At 63.9% G+C, this 14,424-nt stretch carries 11 protein-coding genes; 7 read left to right on the top strand and 4 right to left on the bottom strand.

The genetic code is table 11. The features are described from left to right. Positions 1 to 16: 16 nt before the first annotated feature. A complete protein-coding gene (folB, locus tag CSC73_RS11790) occupies positions 17 to 370 on the top strand; it encodes a dihydroneopterin aldolase (RefSeq protein WP_093289821.1) in 354 nt (117 codons plus the stop codon). Positions 371 to 499: 129 nt separating this feature from the next. After that, entirely contained in the window at positions 500 to 1,000 is a 501-nt protein-coding gene (gene folK / locus CSC73_RS11795; protein WP_163840628.1) for a 2-amino-4-hydroxy-6-hydroxymethyldihydropteridine diphosphokinase, read from the top strand. Positions 1,001 to 1,059: 59 nt separating this feature from the next. On the opposite strand, the gene CSC73_RS11800 is transcribed toward folK, so the two are convergent. Beyond that, positions 1,060 to 1,800: a pteridine reductase gene (locus tag CSC73_RS11800; RefSeq protein ID WP_163840629.1), complete on the bottom strand. Its 741-nt coding sequence runs from the start codon at positions 1,798 to 1,800 to the stop codon at positions 1,060 to 1,062. 147 nt (positions 1,801 to 1,947) lie between these two features. Between CSC73_RS11800 and CSC73_RS11805 the strand changes: the two genes are divergently transcribed. Together CSC73_RS11805 and CSC73_RS11810 are read left to right on the top strand one after the other, a co-directional pair. Then, on the top strand, positions 1,948 to 3,396 hold the full coding sequence (locus tag CSC73_RS11805; protein ID WP_163840630.1) for a circularly permuted type 2 ATP-grasp protein: 1,449 nt from the start codon (positions 1,948 to 1,950) through the stop codon (positions 3,394 to 3,396). A 175-nt stretch (positions 3,397 to 3,571) separates the two neighbouring features. Further along, positions 3,572 to 4,513 (top strand): alpha-E domain-containing protein, encoded by a 942-nt coding sequence (locus CSC73_RS11810; RefSeq protein ID WP_163840631.1) that lies wholly within the window; start codon positions 3,572 to 3,574, stop codon positions 4,511 to 4,513. 95 nt (positions 4,514 to 4,608) lie between these two features. Here the strand turns inward: CSC73_RS11810 and CSC73_RS11815 are convergent, their stop codons facing one another. Further along, complete coding sequence (locus tag CSC73_RS11815) at positions 4,609 to 5,442, bottom strand: proteasome-type protease (RefSeq protein WP_163840632.1); 834 nt, start codon at positions 5,440 to 5,442, stop codon at positions 4,609 to 4,611. A 118-nt stretch (positions 5,443 to 5,560) separates the two neighbouring features. Here CSC73_RS11815 and CSC73_RS11820 point away from each other — a divergent pair, with 118 nt between their 5' ends. From CSC73_RS11820 to CSC73_RS11830, 3 genes are read left to right on the top strand one after another with little or no spacing between them, the layout of a single operon-like run. Further along, positions 5,561 to 6,742, top strand: a complete 1,182-nt coding sequence (locus CSC73_RS11820; RefSeq protein WP_163840633.1) for a class I SAM-dependent methyltransferase — start codon at positions 5,561 to 5,563, stop codon at positions 6,740 to 6,742. Beyond that, entirely contained in the window at positions 6,730 to 7,146 is a 417-nt protein-coding gene (locus CSC73_RS11825) for a VanZ family protein (protein WP_163840634.1), read from the top strand. The genes CSC73_RS11820 and CSC73_RS11825 overlap by 13 nt, the downstream gene beginning before the upstream one ends. Positions 7,147 to 7,176: 30 nt before the next feature. Continuing rightward, positions 7,177 to 8,982: an O-linked N-acetylglucosamine transferase, SPINDLY family protein gene (locus CSC73_RS11830; RefSeq protein ID WP_281352894.1), complete on the top strand. Its 1,806-nt coding sequence runs from the start codon at positions 7,177 to 7,179 to the stop codon at positions 8,980 to 8,982. A gap of 23 nt (positions 8,983 to 9,005) precedes the next feature. Here CSC73_RS11830 and CSC73_RS11835 read toward each other — a convergent pair whose 3' ends face one another. Together CSC73_RS11835 and CSC73_RS11840 are read right to left on the bottom strand one after the other, a co-directional pair. Further along, the gene (locus CSC73_RS11835) at positions 9,006 to 11,324 is read right to left on the bottom strand and encodes a family 20 glycosylhydrolase (protein WP_163840636.1); all 2,319 of its coding nucleotides are present in this window, start codon (positions 11,322 to 11,324) and stop codon (positions 9,006 to 9,008) included. Positions 11,325 to 11,565: 241 nt separating this feature from the next. Further along, positions 11,566 to 14,346: a TonB-dependent receptor gene (locus CSC73_RS11840; RefSeq protein ID WP_163840637.1), complete on the bottom strand. Its 2,781-nt coding sequence runs from the start codon at positions 14,344 to 14,346 to the stop codon at positions 11,566 to 11,568. Positions 14,347 to 14,424: the final 78 nt, after the last annotated feature.

Raw genomic sequence — 14,424 nt, forward strand, 5'->3', positions numbered from 1 at the left:
CCCCATTCCCCATCCAATGGATAAAGTCTTCATAGAAGGTCTCGAAATAGACGCCCTCATCGGCATCTACGATTGGGAACGGCGCATCCGCCAGACGCTTCGCTTCGACCTGGAAATGGGTTTCGACAACCGCAAGCCCGCGGCCAGCGACGACATCGCCGATACGCTCAACTACAAGGCGGTCAGCAAACGGCTGATCGAATTCGTCTCCCAGTCGGACTACGGCCTGGTGGAAACGCTGGCCGAGCGCTGCGCGGAAATCGTGCTGGCGGAATTCGGCGTGTCCTGGCTGCGGTTGAAACTCAGCAAGCCCGGCGCGGTGCGCGGCGCGGTGGCGGTGGGCGTGGTTATCGAGCGTTCGCGCGAATGAATTCCCAACCCTTTGTCATCCCGAGCGCAGCGAGGGATCTGCTTGCATGCGCGCGGCGCCAGAAACGCAAAGCAGATCCCTCGCTGCGCTCGGGATGACGAAGTTTATTTGCTCGGGATCGCAATAAGCATGGGCAAAGCTTATCTCAGCCTCGGCAGCAACATGGAGGCGGAAAAGAACCTCGCATCCGCAGCGTCCGCATTGCGGGCGCGCTTCGGCGCGCTGGTCCTGTCGCCGGTCTACCGTACCGCAGCAGTCGGCTTCGCGGGCGCCGACTTCCTCAACGCAGCTGCGATCATCGAATCCGACCTGGACGTGCATGCGCTCAACGACTGGCTGCACGCCCTGGAAGACGCGCATGGCCGCGACCGCAGCGGCCCGCGTTTCGGCGACCGTCCGTTGGATATCGACATCGTGTTCTACGACGATCTGGTGATGGAAGGGGCGGGGAGTTTGCGTATTCCGCGCCCGGAGTTGAGGCACGCTTTCGTGCTGAAGCCGCTGGCTGACATCGCGCCTGATTTCGTGGATCCGAAGTCGGGCCGGACATTGGCTGCGCTGTGGGCCCATTCACCGGAGCGCGAGACGTCCCTGGAAGTCGTGGGAGCGGCGCCCCGCCGCGAGCTTTAGCTCTTGCAGGAACAACAAAGCAAAAGCAAAAGCTCGCGGCGGGACGCCGCTCCCACCAGTCATCCCGCCAGCGTGCGGCCACCATCCACGCGAACTACTTGGCCGGTCGTATAGGTCGCATCCTGCAGCAACCAGCGCACCGCTTCGGCGATTTCCTCCGGCGTGCCGGTGCGGGCCAACGGCGTGCGCCCGAGCATGGCCTGCTTCGCAGCGTCGCTATGGTCCTGCTCAGGCCACAGGATCGCCCCGGGCGCGACGGCGTTGACGCGCACTTCCGGCGCCAGTTCCAGCGCCAGCGATCGGGTCGCCATCAACAGTGCGGCCTTGGCCATGCAGTAGACCGTGTGCCCGGCCAGCGGGCGCTCGGCATAGATATCGGCCAGATTGACGATGGCGCCGCGCGATGCTTTCAGGTGCGGCGCGGCAGCCTGGGCGAGGAAGAACGGTGCGCGCGCGTTCGAGGCGAACAGCGCGTCCCATTGTTGCGGCGTGGTGCCGCCCACGGCGGTCGGCTGGAACGTGGAAGCATTGTTGACCAGCGCATCGAGCCTTCCGAAGCGGCCGACCGTCCTGGCCACCAGTTCGGGCAGGCGGTCGAATTCGGACAGATCCGCTTGCAGGGTGAGCACGCTGCCGGCGCGCGCCGCTTCCAGTTCGGCCGCCAGCGCCCGCATTTCCTCCGCCGAACCGCGGTAGTGCAGCGCCAGGTCGTATCCCTGCGCATGCAGGCGTCGGGCGATGGCCGCACCGATACGGCGGGCGCTGCCGGTGATCAGGGCGACGGAGGGCGGGGAAGACATGGAATTCCTGGTATCGAAGGCCAGCTCCATTGTGTCTCCAATCCCGTGCGTCGGGCGAATGCTTGACGGCCATCGCGGTTCCGGGCATGTTGCAATGCATCACCTGTCAGGACGCACGCGCCGACGCAGGACAACGGAACGGAGCGAATGGACTGGGCGAAGTACCGCACTACCACTTTCGACGAGCTGATCCAGGCTGACGGCCAGCCGCGACCGGCAGCGCGCCGTCTGGTCGAATACCTGGGCGGCCTGTCCGGCCGCGAACTCGCCGAGCGCCAGCTTGCCGCCGACGTCATCGCCCGGGTCATGGGCATCACCTTCACCGTGTATTCCGACGGCCGCAACGTGGACCGCACGCTGCCGTTCGACCTGATTCCCCGTGTCATCCCGCGCACCGAATGGCAGCGCACCGAAGCCGGCCTGAAGCAGCGCATGCGCGCGCTGAACCTGTTCATCGGCGACATCTACGGCAAGCAGCAGATCGTCAAGGACAAGGTGTTCCCGGCGATGCTGCTGAAGGACTCGGTCAATTTCCGTCCGCAGTGCGTGGGCATCAAGCCGCCGCTCGGCGTGTGGGCGCACATTTGCGGTTCGGATCTGGTGCGCGACGGCGACGGCACCTTGTACGCGTTGGAAGACAATTTGCGCATTCCCAGCGGCGTGTCCTACATGCTGGAGAACCGCATGGTGGCCAAGCGCGTGTTTCCGGAGCTATTCGAGACCAGTTCCATCCTGCCGGTGGACGAATATCCTTCGCAGCTCTACGACACGCTGGCCGCGCTTTCGCCGCGCCCGGGCGACACACCGACCATCGCCCTGCTCACCCCGGGCGTGTTCAACAGCGCGTATTTCGAACATGCCTATCTGGCCCAGGCGATGGGCATCGAACTGGTGGAAGGCAACGACCTGTTCGTGGCCGACGACGATTGCACCTACATGCGCACGGTGTATGGCGCGCAGCGGGTGGATGTGATCTACCGGCGCGTGGACGATCTGTTCATCGATCCGGAAGTGTTCCATCCCGAATCGGTGCTGGGCGCGCCGGGCCTGATGCGCAGCTGGCGTGCGGGCAAGGTGGCGCTGGCCAACGCGCCGGGAGCGGGCGTGGCCGACGACAAGGTAGTGTTCGCCTATGTGCCGAAGATGATCAAGTACTACCTGGACGAGGATCCTATCCTGCCCAACGTGCCCAGCTACCTCTGCCACAACGCCAAGGAGCGCAGGTACGTGGTGGAGAACATCGACAAGCTGGTGGTGAAGCCGGCCAACGAATCGGGCGGCTACGGCATGCTGATCGGACCGCGTTCCACCAAGCGCCAGCGCGACAAGTTCAAGAAGCTGATCGAGGCCGATCCGCGCAACTACATGGCCCAACCCACGTTGTCGCTGTCCAGCGCGCCCATCGTTACCGACGACGGCCCCTCGCCGCGGCATCTGGACCTGCGGCCTTTCGTGCTGTCCCGTGAGGATATCTACGTCACCACCGGCGGGCTTACCCGGGTGGCGATGGAGAAGGGTTCGCTGGTGGTGAATTCTTCGCAGGGCGGCGGCGCGAAGGACACATGGGTAGTGGATCTGGACGAGGAGGCGGATTGATGCGAGTGGTTGAGCGCTTTGCTCCAACTCATCCTTCCCGCAAAGGCGGCGTAGGTCGGGGCTACGCCCCCGACACAGGGAAACCTTGCTTCCACGTACGTCGGGGGCGTAGCCCCGACCTACCTGGTCTTTGCGAGGAAAGCGATTTCGTTATTCCTTGTTGCGAGCTGCGCTGATGCTCTCCCGCGTAGCCGACAACCTCTACTGGTTCAGCCGATATGTACGCCGCGCGGAGAACACCGCGCGGCTGGTCGGCGTCGGCAGCCTGCTGCAGCTCGATCTGCCGCGCTCGGTGCGTTTCGCCTGGCGGCCCATGGTGGATACGGTGGGAGCCGGCGATGCCTTCGCCGAACTGTTCCCCAGCACCGGCGACGACGCCAGCGATGCCGAGGTGGTGCGCTTCCTGCTGCTGGACGAACGCAATGCGTCTTCGCTGCGCAGTTCGGTCGACAACGCGCGCGAGATCCTGCGCGGCATCCGCGACACCCTGCCGCAGGAAGTATGGGAAGCCATCAACGACCTGTACCTGTACATCGAAGCCAATGGCGAGCGCGGCATGAGCCGGCGCTACCGCATGGAGTTCATCGCCCGCATCGCCGACGGCTGCCTCAAGGTTTCCGGCTTGCTGACCGCCAACGTGAGCCGCGACATCGGCTTCCAGTTCCTGCGTCTGGGCACGGCCATCGAACAGGCCGACATGACCACGCGCATCATCGATGCCGGTGCGTCGGGACTGGTGACGCCGCGCAACGAAGACGACCGCGAGGCTTTCCAGAACATGCAGTGGATGGCGGTGCTGCGATCGCTGGCCGCCTATCAAATGTACCGGCGCCATGTGCGCCAGCGCGTCACCGCCGAACACGCACTGCGGTTCCTGCTGCAGAACAGCGAATTTCCGCGCAGCGTGCAGTTTTGCCTGGCTCGCGCGCACAGCGTGCTGCCGGCCATGCCGGCGCGGCCGGGCGTCGACCGCGGTTTGAACAGGGTGGTCGGATTGATACGCAATGCGGATCCGGTGTCGTTGGCGGCGAAGAATCCGGCGGAGTTCATGGACGAGATCCAGGTGCACCTGGGCACCTTCCATGCGGCGCTGGCGGAAGGTTATTTCCGCGGCTGAAGCGCTGTAGGAGCGGGCCCTGCCCGCGACCGCTCTTTATGTGTTCGTCGAGAGAAAGCGTCGCGGGCAGGGCCCGCTCCTACAAAAATGCGACCCTACTGCTGCTGTCCGGACGCGTCGCCCGGATCGGGACGCGGCGCCACGCGGCGCGGCGGCAGCGGCGGCAACGAAGAAGTCTGCTCTTCGGGTTCGCGCGCCGGTTCCCACGGGAAACGCGGCAGGCTGTGCACCGCGGCTTCCAGTTTGCGCGACCAGGTTTCGTGGATTTCCGCATACAGCGGCGTATCGCCCTCCATGCGCATCTTCTGGGTGATCTTCAGGTCGCCGGCGCGGATCAGGGCGATATCGATGGGCAGGCCCACCGACAGGTTGGAGCGGATGGTGGAATCCAGCGACACCAGCGCGCAGCGCGCGGCGTCTTCCAGAGTGGTCTGCGGACGCAGGATGCGGTCCAGGATGGGCTTGCCGTATTTCGATTCGCCGATCTGCAGGTACGGCGTTTCCGGCGAAGTGGCGATGCAGTTGCCCAGCGGATAGATCATGTACAGGCCGGGGCGTTCGCCGGCGATCTGGCCGCCCAGGATCAGGGTGGACTGCACGCTGACGCCGCTCTGCTGCGCTTCGTCCCTCATCTTGGCCTGGCTGGCCACCAGCACGTCGCCGACGTATTCGGCCACTTCGTACAAGTGGGTGAAACTGCGCAGGCTGCGTTTGGCGTTGGGGTCTTCGGCGTCGTGCATCAGCCGGGAAATGGTCAGTTGCGTGGTCGCCAGGTTGCCCGCCGACATGATCACGAACACGCGATCGCCCGGGTATTCGAACACGTGCATCTTGCGGTACACGCGTACGTCGTCGAACGAGGCGCTGGTGCGCGTATCCGCCGCGAAGACCAGGCCTTCGTCCGTTTCTATGCCGACGCAATAGGTCATGTGGCCGTTTGTGCTGCCGTTGTGCTGTGCACCAACGATTCTATGCGCGCCATCGGCGCTTGGCTAGCGCAGTGGCCGGCCGCGTAAGATGTAACGGACGCTTCTCATGATCCTCCCCATGCCAGACCTTCCCACGCCCGACTCCGATGCCGCCCATCACAGCGAGGGGCTGGCGGCGATGATCCGCGGCGAAATCGCCGGATCCGGCGGTAGCATCCCGTTTTCGCGTTTCATGGAGCTGTGCCTGTATGCGCCCGGACTGGGTTACTACAGCGCGGGCAGCACCAAGTTCGGCGCCGCCGGGGATTTCGTCACCGCCCCCGAGCTTGGCCCGCTGTTCGCCGGCTGCATGGCCACCGCCGTGGCCCCGGTACTGCAGCAACTGGGACCGGAAGCGGAGTTCCTGGAAATCGGCGGCGGCAGCGGCGCATTCGCCGAAGTCATGCTCAAGCGCCTGTTGGCGATGGATGCTCTGCCTGCGCGCTATGCGATCCTGGAACCGAGCGCGGACCTGCGCCAGCGCCAGCGCGAACGCCTGGGGCGCGGCCTGATCCCGCCGGTGTTCGAGCTGGTGGAATGGCTGGACGGCCCGCCGGAACAATCCTGGAACGGCGTGCTGTTCGCCAACGAGGTGATCGACGCCTTGCCGACCCCGCGCTTCACCCTGCGCGATGGCGAAGTGTTCGAGGAAGGCGTGGCGCTGCGGGAAGACGGGCGATTCGTGCGCAGCGACCGGCCCGCCGATGCGCTGCTGGCGGCGGCGGTGCGCCATCTGGAACGCACCGTGGGCGCGTCTTTTCCCGACGGCTACCGTTCCGAACTGCTGCCCCAGCTTCCTTACTGGGTACAAGCGGTCATGGGCGGACTGCAGGCGGGCGCGATGCTGTTCGTCGACTACGGCTATCCACGGCGCGAGTTCTACCAGCCGCAACGCCACCAGGGCACGCTGCGCGCTTTCTACCGCCACCAGACGCACAACGACGTATACGCATGGCCCGGCTTGCAGGACCTCACCGCATCGGTCGATTTCACCGCGCTGGCCGAAGCGGGCACGCACGCCGGTTTCGATCTGGCCGGCTACTGCACGCAGGCCAGTTTCCTGTTGGGCAACGGTCTGCCGCAGTTGCTGCAGGAAGCCGAAGCGCGCGCCTCCGAAGCGCAGCTGCAGCGCTTGCGCAATGAAGCCAAGCAGCTCACCTTGCCTAGCGAAATGGGCGAAAGGTTCCAGGTCATGGGCTTCTCGCGCGAGGTGGAATTCGGCGCCGCGTTCCTGACCGGCGACCTGTCGTGGCGGCTGTGAGCGCGGCGCTGAAGCCGCTGCGCCGGCCACGGTTGTGGCTGGGCCTGTGGATCGCGGCCATCGTGGCGCTGGTGGTGGTCTGCCTGGTGCCGCTGGATTCGTTGCCGCCATTGCCGGACAACAGCGACAAGGTGGAACACCTGTTGGGTTATTTCCTGCTCGCCGCCGCGGCGGTGCAGTTGTTCGGCAGCCGCCGCGCGTTGTCGCTGGTTGCCATGGGCTTGATAGGACTGGGAATCGGCATCGAGTTCGCGCAAGGCTACACCGCCTATCGTTCTTCGGATCCGGCCGACGCGCTAGCCAATACGTTGGGCGTATTGCTGGGCACGGCCACGGTGCTGACGCCGTGGCGCGATCTGTTGTTGCGCATGGAAGAGCGACTAGCCGCCTTGCTGCAACGTTGAAACGATGATGGGCTTTCCATACTGATCTCCATGCACGGCACAGACCCTTCCCGCCTTTATGCCCAGGCCCATGAAGCGTTTCGACAGAGACGCTTGCACGACGCACTTGCGTATCTTGCCGCACTCCTGAAAATCGCCCCGGACCATGCCGACGCCTGGAACTTGGCCGGCGTGGTGCACAACATGGGGGGTGATTCCAACTCCGCCATTCAATGCTTTCGCCGTGCAGTCTCGGTGGACGGTTCTCCCGGCGCGCTGGTCAACCTGGGTTTCGCCCACCAGAAGCTCGGACAGCAGGATCTGGCCCGCGAGGCTTATCGCCAGGCCGTGCAACGCGATGCCACGCTGGCGATTGCCTGGCAGAAACTGGGTGGTTTGGAGGAAGCGCTAGGCAATCCGACGCAGGCGCTGGTTTCTTACCGGCGCGCTGCGCGACTGGATCCGCTGGACCTGAAAAGCATCGGCGATGCACTGTTCCTGCGCCGTTACCTGGCGGACTGGCAGCCGGGCGTCGAACCCACGCCCGAGACCTTGCTGTCCGCGTTCAATGCCGCACCCCGCAGCGATTTCGCGCCGATGCTGCTGCTGGCTTTGCCCGAAGCCGATGCGGGGTCGCAGAAGGACGCGGCAAAAAAATTCGCGGCCTCCCAATGGGGAGCGATCCTGGCGCATCCTCCCTTGGCCGCGCATGCCGCCGAAATCGATGGCCGGCGGATGCGGATCGGATACCTGTCTTCGGATTTCCGGGACCACGCCGTTTCCTACCTGGTCCTGGAGGCGATTGCTGCGCACGACCGCGGGTCGGTCGAAGTCTTTCTCTATTCGCATGGAGCGGCGACGGACGACGGGTGGAGGAAGGACGCGATCGCGGCCTCGGATCATTTCGTGGAGCTGGGCCACCTGGACGACCGCACTGCTGCCCATCGCATTTTCAACGACGGCATCGACGTGCTGGTGGATCTTAACGGCTATACCAAGAACGCACGTCTCGGTATCAATGCGATGAAGCCCGCGCCAGTGGTCGTTTCCTGGCTGGGATACATCGGTACGTTGGGCGAACCGCGCCTGGCCGACTTCGTGATCGGCGACGCTATCGCTACGCCATTGGATGCGGCTTCCCAGTTCAGCGAGTCGCTCGCCTTGATGCCGCATTGCTTCCAGCCCAGCGGCAGGCTGCGGCCTGCCGCTTCTGCGGCTTCGCGGCAGGGACAAGGGCTTCCGGCGGAAGCATTCGTATTCTGCAGCTTCAACCAGGCGTACAAGTGGCACCCTTCGCTCTGGGACGATTGGTGCGAAATCCTGCGAGGCGTGGCTGGCAGCGTGCTCTGGCTGTCGCCGCCTCGCTATCCGCAAGCGGCGGAAAATCTGCGTATCGAAACGGAGCGTCGGGGTATCGCGCCTGAACGGATCGTATTCGCCACGCAACAGCCGCGGGCGGAACATCTGGCAAGGATGCCGCTCGCCGATCTCGCGCTGGATACTTATCCGTACAACTCAGGTACCAACGGCAGCGATGCGTTGCGCTCGGGCGTGCCGATGGTCGCATTTCCCGGTGCGACCTTCGCAGGCCGTATGGCGGCGAGTCTGCTGACCACCGTCGGACTTCCCCAGTGCATCGTGCGCGACCGCGGCGAATACGTGGCACTGGCCATCGCACTGGGCAACGATCCGGCGCGGCTCGCTTCGCTCCGGCAGCAGTTGCACGACAACCTGCCGGAGTCCGCATTGTTCCAGCCGCAAGCCTTCGCTCGCGATCTGGAGCGGCTGTATCGCGCTATGCATGCTCAGAAGCGCAGCGGCATGAGTGGCCCGATAACGCTACAGCCCTTGGCGTAGGACCTTCCGGCTGACCGATGTTGCTAGGGCACGCCATTATTGAGCGTGACCCGGTCCAGCACCCACATTGCCGGACGGGTATCGCCGGTGAAGAAGATGCACAGGTTCTGCGGGCCGGCGGCTGTCTTCAGCGGCGCCTTCAAAGTCACGAAACCATCGGCGTCGGGTGCGGCCGGCAGCGGTACCGTCGCCAGCAACTCTCCGTCGCAACCCGCGCGGATCTCGAGCTCGCCGTTCGCACTCTTAGCCGGTTTGAACTTGCGCGAGGGCTCGTCGTGCGCAAGCTGGAAGTAGTACGGCAGGCGGCCGGCGCGTACTTCGATCGAAGCGATGCCGTCCAGATCGGCGGCTTTCCATTCCCAGCAGGGATTGAAGATATCCGCATTGAAAATGGCGCGCTCGCCTTCGGTGGGGCCATCGTCTTCGAGCCGGAGCATCAGCGCGCCGGTGCACATCGCCAGCTCTTCGTCGCTGCGGGTCAATAGCGAAGCAGCGCTCAGCTTGCGGTCGGCGGCTTTGGTTAGCGGCTTCCCGTCGACGAATACCGATGCGCGCAGCTCGGCGGGCAGCGCCAGTGAGAAGGGGCCTTTGTAGGCTGCCGAGCCGGCGGAAAGTTCGCTGCCGTCTGTGGTGTAACGCATATCCGGATAGCCAAGCGAATTCGACAGGCTGACTTCCACGCGGTTGCGCTTGCGGTCCTCCACCAGCGCGCTGCGCACCTCGAACGGCGTCTGCGCGTAGCCGATTCCCATCGCCTGGTAACGCTGCAGTTGCGCGGGCAGGCGGGCGACGAAACCCTCCCAATCTTTTTTCTGTGCCGGCGACCATGCCGTTTCCGACAGCGCGGCGATGCGCGGGAAAACCGCATGCTGCACGCGCGCGAAGGTGCGCATGTGTTCGGTCCATACGTTGGCCTGCAGGCCAAGGATGTGCGAACGCTTGTCCGCGGCCAGTGCGGCAGGTACCGGTTCGAACGCATAGACCTGTTTCAGCGGTATGGTCGCCGGACGCCCGGGCGGCTCGTTCGGCGAATCGGTCTGCAGGTAGTCCAGGTACAGCTCCGAGGAAGGCGCCATGACCACGTCGTGGCCCTGGTTGGCGGCGGCGATGCCGCCTTCGATACCGCGCCACGACATCACCGTGGCTTCTTCGGGCAGGCCGCCTTCCAGGATTTCGTCCCAGCCGATCAGGCGCCGGTGCTTGGCGACCAGGTACTTCTCCAATCGCTTGATCAGGTAGCTCTGCATGCCGGCTTCGTCCTTGACGCCCAGTGCGCGGATCCGCTCCTGCACGCGCGCCGACGCTTTCCACTGGTCCTTCACCGCCTCGTCGCCGCCCACATGCACATAGGCGCCGGGGAACAGATCGACCACTTCGCCCAGCACGTTTTCCAGGAAAACGAAGGTGCTCTCTTCCACGTTGAACAGATTGGTGTTGACGCCCCATTCGTTGGAAACCACCGGCGGCGTATCCAGCACGCCCAGTTGCGGATAGGCGGCGATGGCAGCGGTGGCGTGGCCGGGCACGTCGATCTCGGGAACGATGGTGATGTGCAGCGCGGCCGCGTAACGCACCACGTCGCGAATCTGTTCCTGCGTGTAGTAGCCGCAGTAGGGTTTCGGCTTGCCCGAGGCATCCACGCCGCCGTCTCCTGCGGGAATGCGGCAGCCGCCGACCTCGGTCAGCTTGGGATAGCGCTTGATCTCGATTCGCCAGCCCTGGTCGTCGGTCAGGTGCCAGTGGAAGGTATTGAGCTTGTGCAGCGCCATCGCATCGAGCATCTGCTTGATTTGATCGACGCTCTGGAAGTGGCGCGCCGAGTCGAGCATCAGCCCGCGCCAGGCGAAACGCGGGGTGTCGTCGATGCGCAGGGCCGGTAAGGACAGAGATTCGGCATCGCCGGGCGGTAGCAGCTGCCATAGCGTTACCGCACCGTAGAAGAGGCCGCGCGGATCGCGCGCCGATACGATGGCGCGTTGCGGGTCTATCTCCAGCGTATAGCTTTCCGGCGATTCGCCCGCCGCTTTGGGGTCGATGCGGAATTGGATCGCGCCTTTGTTGGCACCTTTCGTGTCGGCTACTTTCAGCTTCAAGCCATGGCTCTTGGCGAGAAAGCCGGCGAACTGTTCCGCGGCGGCATGCGCCTGCGGGCCCAGCGCCACGACCTGCGTGGCCGGATCCACCACGAAACTGCCTTCATTCCACAGCATCGATGCGGGCGCGGGTATCAATGCCGGCTCCGATGCCGCCGTGTTGGATGCGGCCATTGCGCCGGATGGGCACACGGCCAACAACATCAACGCTCCCAATGCAACAGGCCGCAGGCAATCCGAAATCGTCATCGCTTCATCCTCGCAAGATTGTCGATCCTAACCGACAGCGTGGGAGCGGCGTCCCGCCGCGAGCTCTTGCTTTTGCTTTCCCTATCGAATAAGGCAGGAGCAAAAGCTCGCGGCGGGACGCCGCTCCCACGACTGCTCTGGTGTCGGATCGATCGGTGGCATTTATCATCCCTCAAAAAAATCGGGCCCGGACAAGTCCAGGCCCGTGAGGGAAACACATCAATCGGTATTGCGCCGTCGCTTAGAACTTGAAACGCATGTTCAGGTAGTACTGGCGGCCGTTCTCATAGATAGAACGCGGACGGTCGCGGTTCTCGGCGTAGTACTTGGTCTTCGGGTTGTTGAGGTTCATCAGGTCCAGGGTTAGGGACAGATTCTCGTTGATCTTGTAACCCAGCGAAGCCGAGACGTTGTCGATCTCGTCCTGATAGAACGCCGAAGCACGATCCAGGCCGCTGTAGAACTCCGAGCGATAGGTGTAGTTCACCCGTGCGTTGAACGCGTCGTTCTCGAAGTAGGCGCCCACGTTATAGGTATTCTTCGAGGTGCCCAGCATGGCCGTACCGTCGTCGGTGTCGCCATCGGCATAGGTGTAGTTGGCGAACGCACCGAAGTTTTCACCGATAGGCGCTTCCCAAGCCAGTTCGAAGCCCTTCACCTTGGCGCCGGAGCTGACCGGCACGGTCAGGTCGTAGTCGATGAACGCGCCATTGGGATTGTTGGAATCGATGGTGAAATAGGACTGGCGGTCAGTGCCGAGTGCCACGTAGTTGTCGATGTTCATGTAGAACACGCCGACCGAGAACAGCGAACGCTCGTTGTAGTACCACTCGAAGGTGGCGTCTACGTTGGTGGAGAGGATCGGCTCCAGGTTCGGGTTGCCGCCCGAGCCGGTGCCCACGCCGCCCACGGCCGCAGGCGGGCTAAGCGAAACCGCGCCCGCCAGCGCCGAGAAGTCCGGACGCGTCAGCGTCCGCGAAGCGGCCAGACGAAGCACCATGTCGTCGTTGAGGTTGTACTTGAAGTTCGCGCTCGGCAGCCAGTCGTTGTAGGTGTTCTTGGTGCGCACGGTCTTGAACGCGCCGAACAGCGAAGTGGTGACCGCATCGGGATCGGTCGGATCCGCGTTGACGTAGTTCTTGACGTCTTCCTCGGTACGCACGTAACGCAGGCCGACGTTGCCGCTCCACTTTTCGCCGGAGAAATTCAGCTGCGCATAGGCTGCGGTGCTTTTCTCTTCCAGGCCGTAGGCGCCCGGGAAGTAGAAGCGCGCTTCCTTGTCGCGATTGGTGAATTCGTTGAGCGCCGCAAGTTGTCCCGGCGAGAAGTACCAGATATCACGCGGAAAGCTGCCGCCCAGACCGTCGCCGAAGTCGCCGGGATAGCTCTGGTAGCCGCTCGGCCAGTTGGCCGGATCGAAGGGGGACGACGAACCGATCGGGCAGGAAGGATCGACCACACCGTTGTTCAAGCAAGCCGGACCTTGCGCCGTGACCTGGTCGAGGTTGCGCTCGTGCTTGGCGCTGCGCACGCCGAAATCCAGCGAGCTCAACACGCCGTTGCCGTCGAAGAGGAACTCGCCGTCGATCTTGGCCCAGTCTTCCTTGTCCACCACGTCGATGTCCTGGAATCCGAAGATCCAGTCGAGGCGATAGTCGACATTGGCCACGCCCGGAACGCCGGTCACCGTATTGCCGAGATGCCAGTCGGCGGCGCCCACGCCGTGCATGGCCCAGCCCGCACCGCTGTTGAGGCCGACGTCCCATTCCGCCACGTCCTGCACCGGGCTTTCGCCATGTCCTTCGGAAGTGCCGGCCTGGCCGGAGAAGGTAAGGCTGTCGCTGACGCTCCACTTGCCGTCGACGCTGAAGAACTCGGTGCTGGATTTGGCGCCAGGACGGGAAATCTGGTCGTAGATGCCGAACGCATTGCTCGGGTCGGCGCCTGGGGTCGGCGCGAACTCGGCCTCGACCAGCGTGTTGTTGCGGACTACGTATCCGGCCAGCGGCACCTGGCCATTGTTGCCGGCGGTGCCGTTGATGATGCGCGAACCCCATAGCATGTAGTTGCGGTTGTAGTTGTCCGCCTTCATGTCCGAGCGGAAGTAGTTCGCCTCGATTTCCACCGAATCGCTGGGCTTGAATTGCATCGTGACCATGCCGCCGGTGCGCTTGCGCTCCTGTTCGAACAGGGCCGAGCCGATCAGGGTCGGGAAGTACACGCCCACCAGGTCCGGGTGCGCGGTGCCGGCCGCGGTACCTGCGCCGATGGTGTCGTAACCCAGCAGCTCCTGGCCGTCGCGGCGCAGATGACGTTCCTCGCTGAAAGCCTGGACGGATAGGCCGAAGCTACCATCGGTATTCTTCCAATTGCCAAGCACGGAGATTTGCGGGTCGGTCTTGCCGGGAAGTTCGGCGTATACCGCGCCCACCGAACCGAAGATGCTGAATCCTTCCTCGAAGTTGAGTGGGTTGCGGGTGACGATGTCGATGCTGCCGACAGCGCCGCCTTCCACCAGTTTTGCTTCGGAGGATTTGCGCACCACTACCTTGTCCACCAGTTCGGCGGGCAGCAGCGAGTAGCTGACGCTGCGGCCGACGGTACCGGTCTGGTTGAGCACGAACCAGTCGCCGGTGCCGATGTTGTGGCCATCGATCAGGGTCTGGGTGAGGCTGGGGCTGGTACCGCGCATCGACACGCGGTCGTTTTCGTCGAACGCGCCTTCGTTGGCGCTGGCGGCGCTGATGTTGACGCCTGGCACGCGGGCCAGGGAGTCGGCGACATTCTTGTCGGGCATCTTGCCGATGTCTTCGGAGGTGATGACTTCGACGCGTGAGTTCTCGCCGCGCTTGGCATCGAGCGACTTCTCGATGCTGCCACGGATACCCACGACGACGACCGTATCGAGGTCCGTCGCTTCCTGGGTGGACGTGGTGCTGGTCGTTTCCTGCGCGTGCAACTGCGCAGCGAAGCTGAGGCTCGCCACGATCGCAGCCGAAAGGATTGATTTTTTACAGTTCATGATGCTTCCCCATCGCTGATTGAGTTGTGACAACGAAGACCGCTGCCGTGCCTATAGCTTCTGTACTGCTGAACCGCG

This window comes from Pseudoxanthomonas sacheonensis, from assembly GCF_010093305.1.
Lineage (GTDB): Bacteria > Pseudomonadota > Gammaproteobacteria > Xanthomonadales > Xanthomonadaceae > Pseudoxanthomonas_A > Pseudoxanthomonas_A sacheonensis.